Here is a 20,816-nt window from a genome sequence, read left to right as displayed (position 1 = left end):
CGGAGCGGGAGACTAGGATGGCTCGACGCTGGTTGGCTGTGATGGGGTTCGCACTATTTGCTTCGCTCGCCCAGGCGGGGGAGGCAGTGACAACGCCATCGGTGATTCATCTGGCCAGCGAAGACTGGGAAGACTACACCGCCGCCGATGGCCATGGCCTGGGTTGGGACGTGCTGCGTGAAGTCTTCGAGCCGGCCGGCGTCAAACTGGACATCCGGACCGAACCTTACATTCGCTCCATCGGCCTGGCCCAGCGTGGCGAAGTGGACGCCTGTGTCGGCGCCTATCACGATGAAGTCAGCGATCTGCTGTATCCGCGCTGGAATTACGACACCGATCACATCTATGCCCTGGGGCTGGCCAGCAATCCGGCGCCGACGCCGGAGACGCTGGGCAACTATCGGCTGGCCTGGGTCCGGGGTTACGACTTCCAGGATTACCTGCCTAACGTGCGTCGCTATAACGAAGTGATGCGGCGCACCGGCATTCTGTCGATGCTGACCCACAACCGTGCCGACTACTACATCGACGCGCTGACCGAGGTGGATTACGTGGTCCGCCGGGCCAAGGATCCGTCCCAGTTCCGGCGCACGCATATTGCAGAACTGCCGCTGTACCTGTGCTTTGCCAATACGCCCAAGGCGCGGAAGTTGATGGCGCTGTTCGACCAGCGAATGGAGGTGCTGGTGAAAAGCGGTGAGCTGAAACCGATCTTCGAGCGCTGGAAGCAGCCTTATCCGTTCGACCCGAACTGAACACGACCCCTGTGGGAGCGGGCTTGCTCGCGAAGGCGGTCTAACATTCAACGATGATATTGACTGACAGACCGTCTTCGCGAGCAAGCCCGCTCCCACAGGGATGGTGGCCAACCAGAGATCAAACTATTAGATCGTTATGCCCCATAATTCAGCCTAAGCGTCTGTAGGAACGTGCTGTTACAATGCCGCGTCTGCGAATCTCCAGTACCTATAGATCAGGAGCACACCGGTGCCTGTCGTTTTTGTCGCCGCTTCCAAGCTGCCAACACCTTTTGCGCAATTCACCATGCACGGCTTTCTGGATGAAGAAAGCGGGCGCGAACACGTCGTGCTGAGCCTGGGTGAGTTCGACGACGGTGCCCCGGTACTCGGCCGGTTGCACTCCGAATGCCTGACCGGCGATGCCTTGTTCAGCCAGCGTTGCGACTGCGGCTCGCAACTTGAAGCCGCGTTGCAGGCCATCGCCCGAGAAGGCCGTGGCGTGTTGCTGTACCTGCGTCAGGAAGGCCGCGGCATTGGCCTGCTGAACAAGATCCGCGCCTATGAATTGCAGGATGGCGGCGCCGATACCGTTGAAGCCAACGAGCGTCTGGGCTTCGCCGCCGACCAGCGCGACTACGCCATGTGCCTGCCGATGCTTGAGCACCTGGGCGTGAAATCCCTGCGTCTGATGACCAACAACCCGCGCAAGGTCAAAGCCTTGACCGACATGGGTATCGTGGTTGCCGAGCGCGTGCCGCTGCACACCGGCCACAATCCGCACAACAAACTCTACCTGGCCACCAAGGCCAGCAAGCTCGACCACATGATGGGCAACGAGCATCAGGGCGAGGTAGACCGGGCGTGACCCGCGGTCAGGTTCGGCGGCGACTGTCCGTCAGTTGGTGGCAATACCTGGCGTTGGCCCTGCTGCCGCTGCTCGTCATCAACGGCATATTCGGCCAGAGCGAGGCGATCCTGCCGGTGTTGGCGATGCCGTTGTTCATTGCTGGCGTGGCGTCGATGTTTGTCAGTCTGAAGTTTTTCGGTGGCTACAAGCACGCGCTGATCGCCACCCAGAAAGCCCTCGATACCCCTGAAGAGCCTGCCGCGTGGATTGTCCTGGCTGCCAAGCGCCGTGCTGCGTTTCTGGCCGCTGGTTTGCCGGCCTGGATCGGTGCTTTGGCCGTCTTCGTTGGTCTTGAAGCGGTGCCGCTGGTGCTGCTGGCGCTGTCGACCACGGTGCTGTTCTACCTCTACCGTATCCCGCGTCAACTCGGCTGATGCGCCGCGTCGGGCTGGCGGTTTTGCTGTTGGCCGTCAGCGGCTCGGCTGTTGCGGTCGAGCGCGTCGTCAGCCTCGCGCCGTCTCTCTCTGAAATCGTGGTTGAACTGGGCTCGGCTGATTTGCTGGTCGGTGTGCTCGATGCTGGCGATCGTCCTGCTGAGCTCAAAGACCTGCCTTCCGTTGGCCGCTACGGTCAGTTGGACATGGAACGCTTGCTCAGCCTGAAACCTGATTTGTTGCTGCTCTGGCCCGGCAGCGTCGGACCGGCGCAGCGTGAACAACTCAAGCGTTTGAACATCCCCACGTACGTCGCCGACCCTCACAACCTTGAACAATTGACCGCGCAAATCGAAGCGATCGCCGCGCAACTCGGGCGGCCCGAGCGTGGCGTTTCATTGGCCAGCGATCTGCGTCAGCGCCTCGATGCACTGCGCCAGCGCTATCGACGGGACGAACCGTTGCGAGTGTTTTACCAGGTCTGGGATCGTCCGCTGTATACCGTCGGCGGCGGGCAGATCATCAGCGATGCGCTGGAAGTGTGCGGCGCGCGCAATGTGTTTGCCGACCTGACACTGCCCGCGCCGCAGGTCAGTGTGGAGGCGGTGTTGCAGCGTAATCCCGAGGTGATTCTGGCCAGCGATCAGGCGCAGCTGGATGCGTGGAAGGCCTGGCCGCAGGTGACGGCCGTGGTGCAGGGGCAATTGCGGTTGGTGACGGACAAGGGGCTGGAACGACCGAGTGGGCAGATGATCGAGGCGACGGCCAAACTTTGCCGGGTGATTGCGCCTGACCGTTGAGACCGAGGCGCCTGCTTCGCGAGCAAGCCCGCTCCCACATTGGATCTTTGGTCGGCACAAAACCCCTGTGGGAGCGGGCTTGCTCGCGAAGAGGCCCACCCGAACACTTCAAATTCCAGATCAGAACCCCGGCGTCCAGGTCACCCCGAACATCCACGCCCGACCTTCCTCGCGATACCCAAACTGACTGCCGTCATGGCTGTACAACGCCCGGCTGTAACCCTTGTCCAGCAAGTTATCGACCTTCAACCCAAGCTTGATCTCACGATTCAACGCCCAGCTACTGCGCAATCCCAGCAGCGCATACCCGCCTAACGGCTGCTGATTGTTCTCATCGTCATAACTGCTGCTCACCGCTTGCCAACTGGCGCCGAAACCCAGTCGATAGAACTGCCGATCGAGATCCAGGCTCAACGTGCGCCGTGAACGACGCGCCAGGGTATGGCCACTGTCGCGATCCCGCGGGTCGATGATCGCCACGCCGAGATTGCTCTGCCAGCCGAACAGTTCCTGCTTCAACGCCGCTTCAAATCCGTTGATCCGCGCCGAAGCGACGTTCTGCGGTCGGTCGTTGCTGCCGAAGATGATCGCGTCTTTGAGGTCGGTGCGATACAGCGAGGCTTCGAGGCGACTGGTATCGGTCAGCTGACTACGCCATTGCAGCTCATAGCTTTTTGATGTTTCAGGCTTCAGGTCCGGATTGCTGTACTTCGGGTAGTACAAGTCGTTGAAGGTCGGCGCGCGAAAGCCTTCGCTGTAGGTCAGCAGCACATCGTTGTCCGGGTTCAACGGCAGGGTGAACGTGCCGCTCCAGCTGTTCTGACTGCCGAACTGTTGGTTCTGGTCGCGACGCAGGCCCAGTTCCGTGGAAAAGCTGTCCGCCTGATAGCGATGCTGAACAAACGCCGCGCGGTTCCAGCGGCTGTCCTCGTCGAACGCTGTGCTGCTGTTGATGCGGTCTTCGTACCAGTCGCCGCCAAGGATCAGGCTGTTGCGCGCGTCGAGCGTCAGGTCGTTCTGCCAGTTCAGCGAATCGCGGTAAGTGTTGAACACACCGCGTTCATCGCTGAGCTTGTCGGAGGTCTGCTCGCGGTTTTCGCTGTGGCCGAATTCGACCCGGGTTTTCCACAGGTCGTTGACGCGCGCATCGACGTAACTGCTGAGGCTGCTCACCGTGAACTCGTTGTAAGGCTGCTGCTGGACCGATTCGAAGGTGGTGGTGTCGAAGCGGCCGAACGGGTTGTCGAATGCACTTTTGCCCCGGTTATCCAGCAGGTTCGCGCCGATTTCGATGTCATCGGTGAGCGCGTGGCTCAGGCTCAGACTCAACGACTTGTTGCGATACTCATCGTGATCGCCGTCGCTCGGGTACGACTCGTGGGTGCGATTGATCCCGGCGGTTTCATCGAGGCTGGCGCCGAGGTTGAAGCGGGTTTGCTCATCGCCACCAGACAAGCCAAGGCTGCGCTCCCAGGTCTGATTGCTGCCGAAGCCTGCGTGCAGGCGCGGTTGCAGGCCTTGTTCGGCGCCACGGCGGGTGAAGATCTGGATCACCCCGCCAATCGCATCGCTGCCATAAATCACCGAGCGGGAGCCGCGCAGAACTTCCACGCGCTCGACCTGTTCGATGTTGATGTGTTGCAGGTCGCTGTCGCCGGAAGTCGAGTTGCCGATGCGTTGACCGTCCACCAGCACCAGGCTCTGCGCCGACTTGGTGCCGCGAATGTAAATCCCCGGTAGGCTACCGCGCCCGCCGGTTTGCCCGACTTGCACGCCCGGCACTCGACGCAGCAAGTCAGTGACGCTGCTCGGTTGCAGACGGTCGATGTCGTCGCGGGTGAACACGGTGTTGGCGGCGCTGCTGTCGTTGCGCGCTTCGACCTGGCGGTTGGCGCTGATCAGCACGTCGGGCAGCTTCAGGGCCTGATCGCGTTCGAAGGTGTCGGCCAGGAGTAGGCCGGACGGCAGAAGGGTCAGCGTCAAAGCGAATCGTGAGAGTTTCATGGGCAGTTAGTTGGCACTTTAAAGCGAACACATTTTTAAAGGTTGCACAAAACAATGTGGGAGCGGGCTTGCTCGCGAATGCGGTGGATCAGTCAATATTGATGCCGACTGATCCACCGCATTCGCGAGCAAGCCCGCTCCCACAGGGTGATGCGCTTAAATATTGAGCAGTTGCAGCCGCTGACGAACCGATGCTTCGATCCCTGCTTCATCCAACCCGCACTCGGCCAGCATTTGCGCAGGCTTGGCGTGCTCGACGTAGCTGTCCGGCAAGCCCAGGTGCAGCATCGACTTGAGGATGTTTTCGCGAGCGAGGAACTCGCTGACGGCGCCACCGGCACCACCCATGATCGCGTTCTCTTCGATGGTCACCAGCAACTCATGGCTGCCGGCAATCTCGCGAACCAGGTCTTCATCCAGTGGTTTGACGAACCGCATGTCGACCACGGTCGCATCCAGCGTCTCGGCGACTTTCAGCGCTTCGGCCAGTTGCACGCCGAACACCAACAGGGCGACTTTGCTGCCCTGACGGCGAATCACACCTTTGCCGATTTCGATCGGTTGCAGGTCTTTCTCGATCGTCGCGTTCGGGCCAGTGCCTCGCGGGTAACGCACCGCCGCCGGGCCGTTGTACAGATGGCCGGTGGTGAGCATTTTGCGCAGTTCGTTTTCGTCGCTCGGAGTCATCACCAGCATGCCGGGGATGCAGCGCAGGAACGACAGATCGAAGCTGCCCGCGTGTGTCGGGCCGTCTTCGCCCACCAGACCGGCACGGTCGATGGCGAACAATACGTCGAGGTTTTGCACCGCGACGTCATGTACAAGCTGGTCGTAACCCCGTTGCAGGAACGTCGAATAAATCGCCACAACAGGTTTCGCGCCTTCGCAGGCCATACCGGCCGCGAGGGTCACGGCATGTTGCTCGGCAATCGCCACGTCGAAATAGCGCAGCGGGAAACGCTCGCTGAACGCCACCAGGTCGGAGCCTTCCTTCATTGCCGGAGTAATACCGACAAGGCGTGGATCAGAAGCGGCCATGTCGCACAGCCATTCGCCAAACACGCCGGAATACTTCGGCCCGCCAGCCTTTTTCGGCGCAGCGGCCGGTGCATCGACGGGTTCGAGTTTGGTGATCGCGTGGTAACCGATCGGGTCGACTTCCGCCGGGGCGAAGCCTTTGCCTTTCTTGGTGACGACGTGCAGGAATTGCGGGCCTTTCAGATCGCGCATGTTGCGCAGGGTGGCGATCAGGGTCGGCAGGTCGTGGCCATCGATCGGGCCGATGTAGTTCCAGCCCAACTCTTCGAACAGCGTGCCGGGGACCAGCATGCCTTTGGCGTATTCTTCTGTGCGACGGGCGATTTCCCAGGCGCCGGGCAGGCGCGACAGGACCTTTTTGCTGCCTTCGCGCATGCTCGCGTAGGTGCGGCTGGAAAGGATTTTCGCCAGATAATTCGACAAGCCACCGACGTTGCGCGAGATCGACATGTCGTTGTCGTTCAAGATCACCAGCATGTTGGCGTTCACTTCCGGCGCATGGTTCAGCGCCTCGAACGCCATACCGGCGGTCAACGCGCCGTCGCCGATCACTGCAATGGCCTTGCGATCACTGTTCTGCAGGCGGGCGGCAATGGCCATGCCCAGCGCTGCGCTGATCGAGGTGCTGGAGTGGCCGACGCCAAAGGTGTCGTACTCGCTCTCGGATCGACGCGGGAAAGCGGCGACGCCGTCCTTCTGGCGCAGGGTGCCCATGCGCTCGCGACGGCCGGTGAGGATTTTGTGCGGATAGGCCTGATGACCCACGTCCCACACCAGCCGGTCGTCCGGGGTGTCAAAGACGTAATGCAACGCGATGGTCAGCTCGATGACGCCCAGGCCTGCACCGAAATGCCCGCCGGTCTGACCGACCGTGTAGAGCAATTCCAGGCGCAACTCATCGGCCAGGGTTTCCAGCTCGGCTTCGCCTAACCGGCGCAGGCCGTCCGGCGTGTTGGCACGGTCGAGCAGGGGCGTGGTCGGGCGTTTGCGGGGAATCTCATGAAACGTCGTGGGCATCAGGCGAATCGTTATAGGTATAAAAGATGCGGCAGTTTACCTGATGCATCGCCCCCTGCCCACGCGTTGGTCTTTTTTGGCGGATACGCCGTCAGCTACGGCGGTCGACGATATAACGGGCCAGATCGCGCAACGGCTCGGCGGCCGCGTCAAACGGTCGCAGCGCGTGCAGGGCCTGGTCGCGCAGTTCCAGCGCGTAGGCCTTGGCCGCGTCGAGGCCGAGCAGGGCCGGGTAGGTCGGCTTGTCGCGGGCGATGTCGGCGCCCTGGCGTTTGCCGAGGGTTTCGGTGTCACTTTCGACGTCGAGAATGTCGTCCTGCACCTGAAACGCCAGGCCGATGGCCTGTGCATAGGTCTGCAAGGACTTCAGTTCGTCCTTTTCAGCGCGGCCACTGGCGAGGGCACCGAGTTTGACGCTGACCTCGATCAGCGCGCCGGTCTTGTGCCGGTGCATGGTTTCGAGGGCCTTTTGATCGAGTTTCAAGCCAACCGAGCCGAGGTCGATGGCTTGGCCGCCGACCATGCCCGCCGGGCCGGCCGCCAACGCCAATGCGCTGACCATTTGCAGGCGAATCTCTGCATCCGATGAGCTCAGGCGCGGGTCGAGCAGGGCGCTGAAGGCCAAGCTCTGCAAGCCATCGCCGGCGAGGATCGCGCAGGCTTCATCGAATTTCTTGTGGGTGGTCGGCTGGCCGCGACGCAAATCGTCGTCGTCCATGGCCGGCAGATCGTCGTGCACCAGCGAATAAGCGTGAATCAGCTCCACCGCGCAGGCTGCACCGTTGGCTTGCTCAGCCTTGCCGCCCAGCGCTTCGCACGCCGCGTAAGCCAGAAGAGGGCGCACGCGTTTGCCGCCGTTCATCACGCTGTAGCGCATGGCTTCGTACAGCCGCGCGAGTTCAGGGTTTGGCGCGTTGAACAAGGTTTCCAGTGCCGCATTGACACGGGCCTGGCTGGTCGCCGAATACGCTGCGATCATTCTGGCTGATCCGCGTCAAAGGGTTCCTCGGCCAGCTCGCCATCACGCTCGAGCAGCACTTGAACCTTCTGCTCGGCCTGGGCTAGCGCTGCCTGGCAATCGCGGGTCAGACCGATGCCTTGCTCGAAAGCCGTCAGCGAGTCTTCCAGCGACAATTCGCCGTTCTCCAGTCGCTCCACCAGCGTTTGCAGGTCGGCGAGGGATTGTTCGAAATCCAGTGCAGCTTTTTTGCGGGCCATGGCGGCTATTTCCGGTTGACGTTAAACCGGCGCGACACTAGCAGACATGGGGGTTATGGGCAAATGAGCGGGGTCATCCCTGTGGGAGCGGGCTTGCTCGCGAAGAGGGAATATCAGACACCAACAATGGTGACTGATACTCCCTCTTCGCGAGCAAGCCCACTCCCACAGGCCTGTGTTTCAACAGGTTATTGTGTTGAGTCATCTGGATAATTGATTTGATAACGAGTGCTGCGCCCGCCACCGGGCAGCCTTTGCAGGCAGCCTTTCTCCAGCAATTCAGCCAGATGACGGGTCGCGGTGGCTTTGGATACTTTCGCCACAGCCTGATACTGAGCTGCGCTGATCCCGTCTGCGAAACCTCGCTCCCCACCATCAAGCAAACGGTTAAGGACCTTCATCTGTTCGGTCGACAGTCCGGACTCCCGATGCGCCTGCCAGAAACGCGCCTTGCCGAGCACTGATTCAATCCGCGCCATGGCCTGCTGCAAGCTGCGCAGTAAGGTTTGCAGAAACCATTCCAGCCATCCTGTGATATCCGACGTAGCTTTCTGACTGTGTTCCAGTACCCGGTAATAGCCTGAGCGATCCTCAAGGATGCTCGCTGACATGGCATAGAATCGGATCGCCTGCGCTTCACCCTGAGCCAATGCCAGGTCGGTGATCGTTCGCGTAAGGCGACCGTTGCCATCGTCGAAAGGGTGCAGCGTCACGAACCAGAAGTGCGCGATGCCGGCTCGTAGCAATGGATCGAGATCTACATGGCTTCGGCTGGTTTCAAACCAGGTGAGGAAGGTGTCGAGCTGTCGCTCCAGGCCAAGGCGAGGTGGGGCTTCGAAGTGAACGGTCGGTCTGTCGAGGCGGCCGGATACCACTTGCATCGGATCATCACCGCGCAGTGCGCCGATACGGATCGCTCGGGCCGCGAGGGCCGCGTCCTGCTCGGGAAACAACCATTCATGCCAATCCAGCAGTCGCTCCAATGTCAGCGGCTCGGCGAAATGCTGAGTGGCATCTAGCATCAGCTGCGCCAAGCCTTCGCTACGCTGGCTCACTTGATCGCCATCAACCAGTTCCAGACCCAATCGCCGTGCCAGCGACGACCGCACAGAACCGACGTTCAGTTGCTCACCCTCAATGGCGGAGGAAGTGACGATGTTCTGCAGCAAAGCATCCAGTTCGCTTTGCGCGCTCAACGAACTGCCCACCGAACTGGCCATGCCCATCAACCGCCCTTGCGCCTGAACGCACTCGCGCAGCATGGGCGCCAGGCGCTCGGCTTGCCAGTTGAAGTTCGGCCAATCAGGTTGCTGCCAGATCCAGTGAGGTGCCATGAACTAGGTGCTCTTGTGTGTGAGCCGATTAAAAACGCTATTCGGCTCATTCGGTGAGCCGAATATGACGCCTATTCGGCTCACCGTCCAGCAACCTCCGTGACCTCTACCGCAATTCAAGATGGATCCGATTGTTAAAAACCCGCCAAATGGCTAACCTTCGCGCCTTAAACGACCCATTAGTCACGGGTCTTTCTGACGAAACGCAGTTTTTGGATCTGTAACGCGCCGAGGATCAGGCGCAAGGTTTCGTTATGCATGGCAGGAGGCCTCACATGCGTTCATTTTTTCTATTCCTGATGGGGTGGGGCTGCGCGACCGCTGCGTGGGCCGAGCCGACGGCCGAGCTGTCGGAACCGGTGGGTGGCTGGCGTTACAACGGCCTGCTGGACCGCAGCGAAAATCCGCAAGTCGCCTATCCCACACCGCCCATCGACCGCGGTGTGCAACGCAATCGCACGATGATCGAAGGCCAGCTCAAGGCCATCGGCACTCAACGCGGGCCGCACACGCTGGCGGTCAACGGCAATCCACTGAATCTGTACACCGACGACCAGGGGCGTTTCGCCCGGCCGTACGCATTCGGCGCGGGCTCCAACAGCGTCGAAGTGCGCAGTATCGAAGGCCAGTCGCTCAAGCGCGTTCAATTCTATGAAGCCAACAACCTGCGCACCCCGGCGCGGATTCGCGTGGTGCTGGGTTGGGACGATCCGAAAGCTGAACTCGACTTGCACATCATTACCCCCGACGGTCAACACGCGTTCTGGGCTCGCCCGGCGATGAGCAACGGCGGTGGCCTGGACCCGGACGGCGTCGACGGCCCCGGCCCGGAAATGTTCACCATGACCGCGCCGTTGCATGGCACCTATCTGGTTTACGTGAACTATTGGGGCAACTTCGGCAGCGGCGGCTATAACTTCGATGAGACCAGCAACCAGAACGAGGTGATCACCTCGCAGATCAACCTGGTGCTCAACGAAAACACCGTCGACGAAAAACGCGAGACCTTCATCGTGCCCCTGCGCGCGATCGGTGACCTGCTGCTGGTCAAGACTTTCAACTATTAAGCATCCCGCACCACGGATGAATTGGGCGTTGTGAACATGAGCGATAACACTGTTACCCCGGCCGCCGACGCACCTGCTGCCAAACCTTCCCGGCGCTGGCCAGTGCTGCTGGCCGGACTGCTTCTGGTGGCCGGCGTGGCGGGCGGGTTGGGCTGGTTCATGCACAAACCCAAGGCGCCGCCGGCTACACTTGCCAGCGACAAACTGGGCATGAGCCGCCCGGACGGTCTGCTCGAAACCCATTCCCTGAGCCAGTTGCCCAAGGACTTGCTGGCGGTGCCGTTCCTCAAGGAAACCCTGACCGAAGATTTCGTCTTCTATTACGAAACCCATGCCGATCGCCTCGGCTTGATCGGCAGTCTGCGGCGGATCATCTACGAACATGACCTGAAGTTGCAGGACAGCCTGATCGAACAGCTTTTCGATCAACCGGCAGACGTGGCGTTGTGGCGCGGGGCGGATGGTCGGCTCAAGGATTTCCTGCTGGTGATGGATCGCGGTGGTCTGGCCAAGGTGCTGGAGCCACTCGCCAAAGTGGCACTGGATGATTCGCAACTGACCCGGCTCAGTGAAATGAAAGTGGCCGGCGATGTGGTGCCGCTGTATCAGCTCACCTACAACAACAGCAAAGCGCTGGTGTTCGCGTCCCATGGCGACAAGCTGGTGGTGCTGTCGAATCCTTCGAAACTGTATGACACCGCCAGCGGCCTGACCGATGAGCGCGGCATGGTTTCGACCCAATCCCTGGAAGCACTGCTCGGTGGCCAGAAACTGTTCCCCGAAGCCTTCGGCCTGCCACCCCGGGCGCCTGAAGTGAAACAACGCCTCTCGGTCAACTCCAGCGTATTGGCCATGGGTTACCAGCGTTTCATCCCGAACTTCGCCGGCCTGCGTTTCGACATGGACGACAAAGGCTGGCACAGCTTTCTCGCCATGGACGAACTGGAAAACCAGCCGGACTTCGATTTCAAACCGATCTGGCAAGCCATGCCGATGGGCGCGAGTGCTTGCGTGGCTCTGCCGCTCGCCGCCGAACAACAGAAACCGTTGCTGGTAAAACTCGGCGCCGAAGAGACCGTGGCCCAGGCATTGACCGAACACATGGCCGGTGCCGCCGGCCTGTGCTGGTACGCCGATTCGCGGCTGTACACACCGCTGCTGGTGGCCAGTCTGAATGACGACGACAGCGCCAGACTCGACGGTGACCTGGGCAACTTGTTCAGCTCGATGGTCGGCGCCTACGAAGGTAACGTCGAAGAGCACGCGTTCCCGGTGGTCGAGAAAAAGGAAGGCGAAAGTCACCATTGGCAGCGTCAGGTCAGTTCCAGTTTCGGCCCTTACAAAGCCAAGGACGCCGAGGACCCGGACGCGATCACCGGCAAGGCGTTCATGCGCGTGAGCCTGGCGCGTCACGGTTCGACGCTGCTGTTTTCCCTCGACGACAAACTCGTGGACAAGGCCCTCGGCACCCTCGACAAACGCTTCCCGCCGATGGCCGACGTGGTGCCGAAAGACCTGCTGATGCCGGTCTACTTCGGCCCGGATTCCATGGCGCAACTGATGCAGCAGGAAACCCTCGACAGCCTGCCGCAGGACATGGAGCCGGTGTTTTACAACGCCGCGCAAACCTACCTGATTCCGAAACTGCGCCAGCTCGGCGACTACGGAAAATATGCCCTGACCTTGCCCGAAGGCAGCGAACCCGACGGCCACTGGCAATGGCTGCCGCTGGAATGGAAAGCCCTGTGACCGCACTCATCCGAGGCCTCGGCCTGCTGGCGATGTTGCTGGGCAGCCGCGCATTCGCCAGCGAAACCGCGCCGCTCGACGTGCAGCAATCCCAGGTGTTCCGTGCCTGGTTCGTGCGCATCGCCCAGGAACAATTGACCCAGGGCCCGAGCCCGCGCTGGTATCAGCAGGACTGCGCCGGGCTGGTCCGTTTCGCCGCCAACGAAGCGCTGAAAGACCATGACGACAAATGGCTGCGCAGCAATGGCCTGTCCAACCGCTACCTGCCGCCGGAGCTGCAACTGAGCGAGGCGCAACGCGGTCTCGCTCAGCAATGGCAGCAGGGCGGCGGCAAGGTCGGGCCGTACGTCAACGCAATCAAACTGATTCAGTTCAACAGTCATCTGGTTGGCCGCGACCTGGCGCAAGCCCGGCCCGGCGACCTAATGTTTTTCGATCAGGGCGACGACCAGCACCTGATGATCTGGATGGGCCGCTTCATCGCCTATCACACCGGCACAACGACTCCCACTGACAACGGCATGCGTTCCGCGAGCCTGCAGCAACTCATGACATGGAAGGACACCCGATGGATACCCGACGCAGCCAACCCCAACTTCATCGGCGTCTATCGACTGAACTTTCTCACGCAATGACCGGTGCCCGCATGCTGCGCTTTCTGTCTCTACTGTTGGTATTGGTACTGCCTTTTTCGGCAGTGAATGCCGAAGACACCGTCGAGCCGAGCGGCTACACGCCGGTGGCCGGTGAAAGCTTTTTCCTGCTGGCCGACAGTAGTTTCGCCAGTGACGAGCAGGCGATGGTCCGTCTCGAAGCGCCGGGCCGCGACTATCGCCGCTTCCGCATGGAGCCTTACGGCGGCGCCGACATTCGCGTGTACCGCATCGACAAACCGCTGGATTTCCTCAAGCGCCAGAAGAACCTGCACCGCGTGGTCAGCGACGGCCAGTTCAAGGGCGAAGGCCTGTCGAATACCCTCGCGTACCTGTGGGATAACTGGTATCGCAAATCCCGTCGCGTGATGCAGCGGGCGTTTTCCTACGAGTCGCGTAAACAAGTCACCGAGGAAGTGCCTGAGCTGAAGATGGGCACCGCGATTGCCGCGCCAACGCCTTACGATGCCCAGCCGCAATTCGCGTTGATTCCGGGCCTGCCGGTGGTCAGCCAGTTCCGTTATCCGCTGTGGCAAGCCAAACCGATCCAGCCGCCTACCGGTGTGAACCTGGCCGGTTCTTCCAGCGAGTTCGGCACGGTCGCGCCCGGCAACGTGTACATCCCGTTGGGCAATTTGAAGCCGGGCCTGTATCTGGTGGAAGCGCTGATCGGCAAGTACCGCGCAACGACCATGGTCTTCGTCTCCAACACTGTGGCCGTGAGCAAGATTGCCGGTGATGAACTGGTGGTCTGGGCTGCGCGCAAACACGAAGGCAGTTCGGTGCCGAAGGTCAATGTGCTGTGGACCGATGGCCTCGGCGTGATGAGCAGCGGTGTCACCGATGCCGATGGTTTGTTGCGTCTGAAACACGTCAGCCCGGAGCGTTCGTTCGTGATCGGCGAGGACGAAGAGGGCGGGGTGTTCGTCTCCGAGAACTTCTATTACGACAGCGAAATCTACGACACCAAACTCTATGCGTTCACCGACCGGCCGCTGTATCGGCCGGGGGATTGGGTGTCGCTGAAAATCGTTGGTCGCGAGTTCAAGAACGCGCGCGATTCGGTGTTGCCGACCGCTGCCGACGTCAACGTGACGGTGCTCGACGCAACGGGCACGGCGCTGCAATCGCTGGCGCTGAAACTCGATTCCAAGGCCGGCACTCAAGGTCGTTTCCAGTTGCCGGACAACGCGGTGGCGGGCGGTTATGAACTGCGTTTCAGCTACAAGGATCAGGCCTACAGCAGCGCCTTCCGCGTCGCCGAATACATCAAACCGCACTTCGAAATATCCCTGAACCTGTCCAAGCAGGATTACCGCACCGGCGAACCGGTGAAAGGCAGTTTGGTGCTGCTGTACCCCGACGGCAAACCGGTGGCCGACGCCAAGTTGACCCTGAGCCTGCGCGCCCAGCAACTGTCGATGGTCGATAACGAGCTGCAATACCTCGGGCAATTCCCGGTGGAGCTGACCAGTACCGAACTGACCACCGATTCCAAAGGCAACGCGACCCTCGACCTGCCGGCCGCCGAGAAACCGAGCCGTTACATGCTCACCGTTTTTGCCAGCGATGGTGCGGCGTATCGGGTCAGGACCACCAAGGAAATCCTCATCGACCGTGGCGCGGCGAGTTTCAGTCTGCGTGCGCCGCAGCGGTTCAGTGCGGTGGGCGACAAGGTTGCTTTCAGTTATCTGAATGAAGGTGGCAGCGAGCAAAGTAAAACCGTCACGCCGAGCAGCTACAGCTGGGTGCGTCTGGAAGACCAGAGCACTGGCGAAGGCAAACTCGCCGCCAGTGATAAAAGCTTCACGTTGGCCTTCGACCGTCCCGGCACTTACAACCTGACATTGAAGGATGAGCATGGTCGAGTGGTCGGTGCGACCGGCCATTCGGTCACTGGCGACGGCGTCAAAGCCGTGCCCGGCACTGTGGAAATCGTCCTCGATAAACCCGAGTACAAGGCGGGCGACGAAGCACTTGCGTTGATCACTTTTCCAGAGCCCGTCAGCGATGCCTTGCTATCGCTGGAGCGCGACAAGGTCGAGGCCACGGCGCTGCTGTCCAAGGGCAGCGACTGGCTGAAGATGGAAAAACTCAGCGAGACCCAATACCGCGCACGCATCCCGGTGAAGGATAATTTCGCGCCGAACCTGACCTTCTCCGTTCTCTACACCAAGGGCGGTCAATACAGCTTCCAGAACGCCGGGATCAAGGTGATTGCGCCGCAGATCGATGTGACCATCGCCACCGACAAAGAGGCATACCAACCGGGTGATACCGTGTCCGTCGACCTCACCACCCAGTTCGCCGGCAAGCCGATGCCGGCGCACCTGACGGTCAGCGTGGTCGATGAAATGGTCTACGCGCTGCAACCGGAAGTCGCGCCGACCATCGACCAGTTCTTCTATCACCCGCGCCGCAACAACGTGCGCACCAGCGCCAGTTTGTCGTTCATCAGCTACGACGTCGCATTGCCGGGCAGCCCTGGTGCACCGGGCAAAGCCAACCGCAGCGAACGTGGCGTGAAAGTGCTGGAGCGGCCGCGTCGCGAAGACGTCGACACCGCCGCGTGGCAACCGGAATTGATCACCGACGCCAATGGCAAAACTCGCTTCACCTTCAAAATGCCGGATTCGCTGACCCGCTGGCGCATTACCGCGCGAGCCATTGCCGATGACGGTCAGGTCGGGCAGAAGAAGCAATTCGTGCGCTCGGAAAAACCGCTGTACCTGAAGTGGAGCGGCCCGACCAAATTCCGTACCGGCGACAAACCGGATCTCGGTGTGTTCGCCTTCAGTCAGGCGGAAAAACCGGTCAAGGCTGAGCTGGTGATTCATTACGCAGGCGCCGAACAGCGCGTGCCCGTCACCCTGAACAACGGCATCAACTACATCGCACTGCCGGCGTTTGCGTTGGCCACTGGTGAGTGGACGGCCGAGTTGGTGCAGGACGGCAAAATCGCCGACGCCCTGGCCGTGCGCCTGACCGCGACCGGCGAAGGTTGGCAGGTCACGCAAAGCCAAAGTCTGGACGTGGCCAGCGGCGATACACCGCTGAGCTTGCCGGCGGACGCAACGGACATTCGCCTGCGTCTGGATGACAGTCCGCAAGCGCTGTTCCGTTCAGCACTCGATGATCTGTTGAGCTATCCGTACGGCGGCGTCGAGCAGACGGCCAGTCGATTGCTGCCGTTGAGCATTGCGTATCCGACCTTGTCGTCGAATCCGCAGATCCGTGATCGCCTGCGTCTGATCATGCAAAACAGCCGTCTGCGACTGGTGCAAATGGCCGGACCGTCAGCGAGCTTCACCTGGTGGGGCATGGACGGTGAACCGGATGCGTTCCTCACCGCGTACGCCTACTACGCCGACTGGCACGCCAGCCAAGCACTGGAGCTGAGCCTTCCGCCGGAGCATTGGTGGCGGGTGCTGGAGGTGTATTCGAAGCAGGCCCAAAACACGCCGCTGTTGCAGCGAGCGTTGATCCTGTCGTTCGCCAAACAGATGCATTTGCCGGTGAATACCTTGCTCAGCGGATTGATGGATGACCTGGCGAAAGCGGGCGAGGGCAATGCCGCGAATCTGCTGGAAGATGGCGAAGACAGCCTTGTCATGAGCGATCCGGATTCGGCGTTGGGTCTGGCGGCGGCGCGTGCGTTGACCGCTTCTTTGGCGAATCAATCGAAGGTCACTCTGCCGGATGTTTTCAATCGGCAAGTGGCCGATGCACAACAGCGTCTGGCCGCCAGCTCTCAACCGTTTGCCGAAGCGTTGAACCTGTCGCTGCAAGCCTTCGACCAGGCTCACGCGCAAGCGTTGTTGCAACGGTTGCTGCCACAGCAATCGACCCTGGAACGCGCGTTGGCGCTGACCTGGTTGCAACGCAGCATCGAGCAGGCTTCGCCCACTATCGCATTGGCACCGGGTGAGGGCTGGAGGAAAAACTACGGTGATACCGGTGAGATGTATTGGACGTGGCAGGGCGCTTCGCCCGTGCCTGCGGTGTTGTCGCTGACCGGGGTGCAAGAGCGTCCGTTGCGTGCAGCGTTGAGCTTTCAGACTAGACAGCCGTCGGTGGATCCGATGGCGGTGACCATCACCCGTCGCTTGTCGCGTCTGGTGCCGGGTGACGAAGCCTTCACCTTCAAGCTGGAAGCGGTCGGCACCAAGCCGTTGTCCAGCGACAGCCTGTACCTGGACGAAGTGATCATCACCAGCAAAGCCGCGAAGCCGCTGCGCTACGGGATGATCGAAGTGCCACTGCCGCCGGGTGCGGATGTCGAGCGCACCACGTGGGGCATCAAGTTGATGGGCAAGTCCGGCACTGAACCGACTGCGCTGGAGAAGGCGCGCTTCGAACCGGGTCAGATGGCTTACGCGATTCCGGTGGATGCTCTGAGCGGCGAATTGCGTTTGCGTCACCTGGTGCGCTTCTCGCAGAAGGGCCAGTTCAACCTGCCGCCGGTGCGCTTCACTCAGGTCTACGCGCCGCAACATCAGGCCCAGGAGCAGAAACCGGCGCTTGGTCAGGTCACGGTCAACTGACATGACCCGGCATTTGCTCTGGTGGTGGTTGTGCTTGATCCCTGTGCTGGCGACAGCGCAGGACGAGCCGCTGCGTCTGGCCTTTAAAGGTGAGCTGCTTTCGTTGAGCCGGACTCAGGTGATTTCTCGCGAGCCGTTGCCTGCTGATTTGCAGGCGCCGTTGGGCAGCCTGTGGAAGTTGTTTGTCTACGGCTGGCTGGTGGATACCGGCGCTCATGAGTCGCCTTACGAATGTCGCGGACAATCGAAAGAAGAAGTTTATTGCTGCACGGCTGGCGGCAGGATTGAACGGGATCAGGCGTTGGTGAAGTCGTGCGGGTTGTATTTTGAGCCTGCGCGGTTAGGCATTACTGGCGCAGATTGGCGCACGTATTGGCAAACGCGGCAGGCGCCGGAGTGGCTGCTGGATTTGCCTTCGTTGCAGCCATCCACGCGGGTTTCGGTGGCTGAATTGCTTAAGGAGTTGGCCGTGTTGCCGGCACAGGATCAGGCACGACGGGTGTTGCTGGACGTGGTGTTGAACGCCGCTGACGGCAATGTCGTGGGCGAACTCGGTAGCCGATTGCGGGTGAAGACCTGGAGCTGGTTGGGGGATCAGGGTCCGTCGTCGCGTCAGGGCGGTTTTGCGGGTTGGCTGGCGGATGGCACGCCGATCTGGGCCGGTGGGCGGGGGACCAGTCAGATGGTTCTGCGCAATTACGGTGGGGTGTTGGCTTCTGTGTTGCCGGTTGATTGGCCTTTGGATGCAGGGCGCTGCGTTGTGGTCGGATTGTTTTCTCGCTATCCGATCGGGCGCGTTCTGGCGGGGGATCGTGTTGTTTCTTCCGGACCCATGCAGGGCGACTTTCGCGTCGAATTTACCAACGGCAACCAGCTCGGTATCCACAGCGACGGCGAACTGTTTTTGTTGAAGGACAAGCTCGTCGCCCGCCTGGACCGCGAAGAGTACGTCGCCCGCGTCCTGCAACGGGAAGCCAAACCCGAACCTGCCGAAGCCGCCAAAGCCCTCGCCATCGCCATCCGCACTTACCTTCTGCAAAACGCCACCCGCAACGGCGACTGCCTGAGCATCGACGACAGCAGCAGCCGCCAACGCGTTGCCCCACGCCCAGCCACGACCGAATCGCGCAACATCGCCGCATGGACCAGCGACCTCGTTCTCGCCGGCAGCGCCGTCACCTACCACTCCGACCAACCCGGCCCGGACAAACTCTCCTGGCAACATGCCGTCGAACAAGCCAACGCCGGCCAACGCTACGACGCCATCCTGCTGCACGCCTACCCGCGCGCGAGCCTCAGCCGCTGGGACAACCCCGTCGCTTCCTGCGAAGCGCTTCCCGCCGCGCAAAACTGGCTGCAAACCCAACGTCGCGGCTGGCGCCAACGCCTCGAAAGCGAAACCGGCTACAACGAAGTCAGCACTTTCGCTGTCTGCCGCCTGGCCTTCGGCCGCCCGTACGTCGACCGCGAACGCCAGCGCATTTATGTGCGCGGCGTCCTGTCCCTGCAAGATCGCCTCGACCTGACCCACGAATACCTGCACCTGGCCTTCGAAGCACACCCCAACGGCCAGGATGAAACCTACATCGAAGGGCTCGCCCGCCACCTCTTGCTGGAATAGGCCATGAAACTCCGTTATCCACAGGTCTTCCTGTTCCTTTGTTCTTTTTGCGTGTTGCCGACGCTTGTTGCGGCTGAAAGCACCGTCAAACTCGACACCCCCGTCGGTGGCTGGCGCACGGGTGCGGTCGAGGGCGAAGGTGAAAACTTCCGCCAAACCGTCAACTACCCGGCTTCCTCGGTGAATACGCCGGTGGGACAGGCGAATACCGCACGCATTACCGGCCAGATCAAAGCCACGCCCAAGTCCGCAGAGCCGGGCCGGTTGATCGTCAACGGCGTCAGCATGCCACTGAAGATCGATCCCGCTGGCCGCTTCGACCGACCGTTCTCGTTCCCCAACGGCAGCAACAGCGTCGAAGTCCGCAGCCCCGATGGCCAACAACGCCATCGCACACAGTTCCTCAACGCCAGTGGCGGCGCCACCCCGGCGAAATTGCGGGTGTTGCTGGCCTGGGACAGCGACGGTACGGATCTGGACTTGCACCTCATCACCCCCGATGGCGCGCACATCTGGTACGGCGATCGTGTTGTGCCGAATGGCGCGGCGCTGGATGTGGACGTGACGACGGGGTATGGCCCGGAAATCTTCGCCATGCCTGCGCCGATCAAAGGGCAGTATTTGGTGTATGTGAATTACTTTGGGGGCGGGTATCGGAGTGATGAAGAGGGGCAGGAGGACGCGGTTCAGCCGCTGACCACGGCGCAGGTGACGGTGATTACCGAGGAAGGGACGCCGAACGAGAAGATGGAGACTTTTCTGGTGCCGATGCGGGCGGTGGGGGAGTTGACGTTGGTTAAGGGGTTTAGTTATCCGTGAGGGAGTGATTGTGACAGCGGTGCTGACACTATCCGTTTCACATTTGTCGCAGGAGTGCTGCGACAAATCTATTTAGTCAGCAGGCTGCTGACCGATTCGGTCCTGCGCATCCTGGTAAGCGGCTTCACGTTCGCGCTTTCCAATTGCGATCACAAACACCACAACCTCTTCATCAAGTACCTGATAGATCAAGCGATAGCCGGCGCTGCGTAGCTTCAGCTTGTAGCAATCTGGCAAATTACGAAGCCGATTAGCTTCGATGCGAGGGTTTTCCAACACCTCGGCGAGCTTCTTTTTGAACTGCTGGCGCAACGTGTCGCCCAGTTTGTTCCACTCTTTCAGCGCGCGACGATCAAATTCGAGGCTATAGATCATCCAGGCTTACCTTGACTCGCTGAGGGGAGGCAAGGCGTTCGGTGACGACGGCGATGAGTGCTTCATCCTCTTCGCTGAGTAGTGCAGCTTTGAAAGGCAGCTTGCCGCGCTCGGCAACGTACTGAAGGGTTTGGCGTAGAAGCTCGGAGGGCGTTACCCCGAGTTTTTCCAGCTCGGCAAATGAACGCCGCTTCAGGTCATCGTCGATGCGGATGTTGATGGAAGCCATGGGTAGATACCTGTAATGACGTTTGTCGTTACGGTAGCAATAGTTACCTAGGCCGACAACCCCTGACTCAGTGTTTTCAGACGACAGGTGTGCTTTCTTCCAGACATTAAAAAGCCGGCTTGTGGCCGGCTTCTCGGGGACTGGCTTGGTTCATTTTTGGTAAACCGCGCCAGCCTTCAAAACGTACACCCGGATCTTGCGTCCGGCTGTGGGACTCGGCGAGAAAATCATCTGCCTTGTCGGTGCGATCAGAGCCGCGGGGCGGGTGATGCGCAAATGTGGGGCGCATCATACTGATTTTTTTGGGGAATTCCCAGCTTGGTGCGG

17 protein-coding genes are annotated in these 20,816 nt (G+C 60.8%); 10 read left to right on the top strand and 7 right to left on the bottom strand.

Annotation, left to right across the window (positions count from 1 at the left end; genetic code table 11):
• The first annotated feature begins 17 nt into the window (after positions 1-17).
• The 4 genes from ACA073_RS23285 to ACA073_RS23270 all read left to right on the top strand — a co-directional run bounded on the left by ACA073_RS23285 (position 18) and on the right by ACA073_RS23270 (position 2,821).
• Entirely contained in the window at positions 18-755 is a 738-nt protein-coding gene (locus ACA073_RS23285) for a substrate-binding periplasmic protein (protein ID WP_497399811.1), read from the top strand.
• A gap of 232 nt (positions 756-987) precedes the next feature.
• Positions 988-1,605, top strand: coding sequence for a GTP cyclohydrolase II (ribA, locus tag ACA073_RS23280; RefSeq protein WP_461953028.1), 618 nt, complete (start codon positions 988-990; stop codon positions 1,603-1,605).
• Positions 1,602-2,021, top strand: coding sequence for an MFS transporter (locus ACA073_RS23275; RefSeq protein ID WP_497399809.1), 420 nt, complete (start codon positions 1,602-1,604; stop codon positions 2,019-2,021). The genes ribA and ACA073_RS23275 overlap by 4 nt, the downstream gene beginning before the upstream one ends.
• Positions 2,021-2,821, top strand: coding sequence for a cobalamin-binding protein (locus ACA073_RS23270; protein WP_497399807.1), 801 nt, complete (start codon positions 2,021-2,023; stop codon positions 2,819-2,821). The genes ACA073_RS23275 and ACA073_RS23270 overlap by 1 nt, the downstream gene beginning before the upstream one ends.
• Positions 2,822-2,941: 120 nt before the next feature.
• On the opposite strand, the gene ACA073_RS23265 is transcribed toward ACA073_RS23270, so the two are convergent.
• The 5 genes from ACA073_RS23265 to ACA073_RS23245 all read right to left on the bottom strand — a co-directional run bounded on the left by ACA073_RS23265 (position 2,942) and on the right by ACA073_RS23245 (position 9,432).
• Positions 2,942-4,825: a TonB-dependent receptor domain-containing protein gene (locus ACA073_RS23265; protein ID WP_497399805.1), complete on the bottom strand. Its 1,884-nt coding sequence runs from the start codon at positions 4,823-4,825 to the stop codon at positions 2,942-2,944.
• 156 nt (positions 4,826-4,981) lie between these two features.
• The gene (dxs, locus tag ACA073_RS23260; RefSeq protein ID WP_497399803.1) at positions 4,982-6,880 is read right to left on the bottom strand and encodes a 1-deoxy-D-xylulose-5-phosphate synthase; all 1,899 of its coding nucleotides are present in this window, start codon (positions 6,878-6,880) and stop codon (positions 4,982-4,984) included.
• Positions 6,881-6,971: 91 nt separating this feature from the next.
• Entirely contained in the window at positions 6,972-7,859 is an 888-nt protein-coding gene (ispA, locus tag ACA073_RS23255; protein WP_497399801.1) for a (2E,6E)-farnesyl diphosphate synthase, read from the bottom strand.
• Positions 7,856-8,098 carry an exodeoxyribonuclease VII small subunit gene (locus ACA073_RS23250; protein WP_007894317.1) on the bottom strand — a complete coding sequence of 81 codons (243 nt, stop codon included), beginning with the start codon at positions 8,096-8,098 and terminating at the stop codon, positions 7,856-7,858. The genes ispA and ACA073_RS23250 overlap by 4 nt, the downstream gene beginning before the upstream one ends.
• 188 nt (positions 8,099-8,286) lie before the next feature.
• Positions 8,287-9,432, bottom strand: a complete 1,146-nt coding sequence (locus ACA073_RS23245) for a Fic family protein (protein ID WP_497399799.1) — start codon at positions 9,430-9,432, stop codon at positions 8,287-8,289.
• Positions 9,433-9,707: 275 nt separating this feature from the next.
• Between ACA073_RS23245 and ACA073_RS23240 the strand changes: the two genes are divergently transcribed.
• Genes ACA073_RS23240 through ACA073_RS23215 form a run of 6 tightly spaced genes read left to right on the top strand, consistent with a single transcriptional unit; the run spans position 9,708 to position 19,885 of the window.
• On the top strand, positions 9,708-10,499 hold the full coding sequence (locus ACA073_RS23240; RefSeq protein WP_497399797.1) for a YfaP family protein: 792 nt from the start codon (positions 9,708-9,710) through the stop codon (positions 10,497-10,499).
• 36 nt (positions 10,500-10,535) lie between these two features.
• A complete protein-coding gene (locus ACA073_RS23235; RefSeq protein ID WP_497399795.1) occupies positions 10,536-12,248 on the top strand; it encodes a DUF2138 domain-containing protein in 1,713 nt (570 codons plus the stop codon).
• Positions 12,233-12,883 carry a DUF1175 domain-containing protein gene (locus tag ACA073_RS23230; RefSeq protein WP_497399793.1) on the top strand — a complete coding sequence of 217 codons (651 nt, stop codon included), beginning with the start codon at positions 12,233-12,235 and terminating at the stop codon, positions 12,881-12,883. The genes ACA073_RS23235 and ACA073_RS23230 overlap by 16 nt, the downstream gene beginning before the upstream one ends.
• Entirely contained in the window at positions 12,880-17,445 is a 4,566-nt protein-coding gene (locus ACA073_RS23225) for an alpha-2-macroglobulin family protein (protein WP_497404210.1), read from the top strand. Before ACA073_RS23230 ends, ACA073_RS23225 begins: the two co-directional genes overlap by 4 nt.
• 1 nt (position 17,446) lies before the next feature.
• A complete protein-coding gene (locus ACA073_RS23220) occupies positions 17,447-19,066 on the top strand; it encodes a DUF2300 domain-containing protein (RefSeq protein ID WP_497399791.1) in 1,620 nt (539 codons plus the stop codon).
• Positions 19,067-19,069: 3 nt separating this feature from the next.
• On the top strand, positions 19,070-19,885 hold the full coding sequence (locus ACA073_RS23215; protein WP_497399789.1) for a YfaP family protein: 816 nt from the start codon (positions 19,070-19,072) through the stop codon (positions 19,883-19,885).
• Positions 19,886-19,957: 72 nt separating this feature from the next.
• On the opposite strand, the gene ACA073_RS23210 is transcribed toward ACA073_RS23215, so the two are convergent.
• Together ACA073_RS23210 and ACA073_RS23205 are read right to left on the bottom strand one after the other, a co-directional pair.
• Entirely contained in the window at positions 19,958-20,260 is a 303-nt protein-coding gene (locus ACA073_RS23210) for a type II toxin-antitoxin system RelE family toxin (protein WP_497399787.1), read from the bottom strand.
• Complete coding sequence (locus tag ACA073_RS23205) at positions 20,250-20,489, bottom strand: type II toxin-antitoxin system RelB/DinJ family antitoxin (RefSeq protein WP_497399785.1); 240 nt, start codon at positions 20,487-20,489, stop codon at positions 20,250-20,252. The genes ACA073_RS23210 and ACA073_RS23205 overlap by 11 nt, the downstream gene beginning before the upstream one ends.
• Positions 20,490-20,816 lie beyond the last annotated feature (327 nt).

Source organism: Pseudomonas sp. LBUM1670 (genome assembly GCF_059695695.1).
Note: the sequence above shows the minus strand (reverse complement) of the source record. Positions and strands in the feature narration are given on the sequence as shown.

Coding starts and splice junctions, on each gene's coding strand:
- ACA073_RS23250 (WP_007894317.1), bottom strand. CDS start 8,098: ATGGCCCGCAAAAAAGCTGCACTGGATTTCGAACAATCCCTCGCCGAC.
- ACA073_RS23210 (WP_497399787.1), bottom strand. CDS start 20,260: ATGATCTATAGCCTCGAATTTGATCGTCGCGCGCTGAAAGAGTGGAAC.
- ACA073_RS23270 (WP_497399807.1), top strand. CDS start 2,021: ATGCGCCGCGTCGGGCTGGCGGTTTTGCTGTTGGCCGTCAGCGGCTCG.
- dxs (WP_497399803.1), bottom strand. CDS start 6,880: ATGCCCACGACGTTTCATGAGATTCCCCGCAAACGCCCGACCACGCCC.
- ACA073_RS23240 (WP_497399797.1), top strand. CDS start 9,708: ATGCGTTCATTTTTTCTATTCCTGATGGGGTGGGGCTGCGCGACCGCT.
- ACA073_RS23215 (WP_497399789.1), top strand. CDS start 19,070: ATGAAACTCCGTTATCCACAGGTCTTCCTGTTCCTTTGTTCTTTTTGC.
- ACA073_RS23265 (WP_497399805.1), bottom strand. CDS start 4,825: ATGAAACTCTCACGATTCGCTTTGACGCTGACCCTTCTGCCGTCCGGC.
- ispA (WP_497399801.1), bottom strand. CDS start 7,859: ATGATCGCAGCGTATTCGGCGACCAGCCAGGCCCGTGTCAATGCGGCA.
- ACA073_RS23235 (WP_497399795.1), top strand. CDS start 10,536: ATGAGCGATAACACTGTTACCCCGGCCGCCGACGCACCTGCTGCCAAA.
- ACA073_RS23230 (WP_497399793.1), top strand. CDS start 12,233: ATGGAAAGCCCTGTGACCGCACTCATCCGAGGCCTCGGCCTGCTGGCG.
- ACA073_RS23220 (WP_497399791.1), top strand. CDS start 17,447: ATGACCCGGCATTTGCTCTGGTGGTGGTTGTGCTTGATCCCTGTGCTG.
- ACA073_RS23225 (WP_497404210.1), top strand. CDS start 12,880: ATGACCGGTGCCCGCATGCTGCGCTTTCTGTCTCTACTGTTGGTATTG.
- ACA073_RS23245 (WP_497399799.1), bottom strand. CDS start 9,432: ATGGCACCTCACTGGATCTGGCAGCAACCTGATTGGCCGAACTTCAAC.
- ACA073_RS23205 (WP_497399785.1), bottom strand. CDS start 20,489: ATGGCTTCCATCAACATCCGCATCGACGATGACCTGAAGCGGCGTTCA.
- ACA073_RS23285 (WP_497399811.1), top strand. CDS start 18: ATGGCTCGACGCTGGTTGGCTGTGATGGGGTTCGCACTATTTGCTTCG.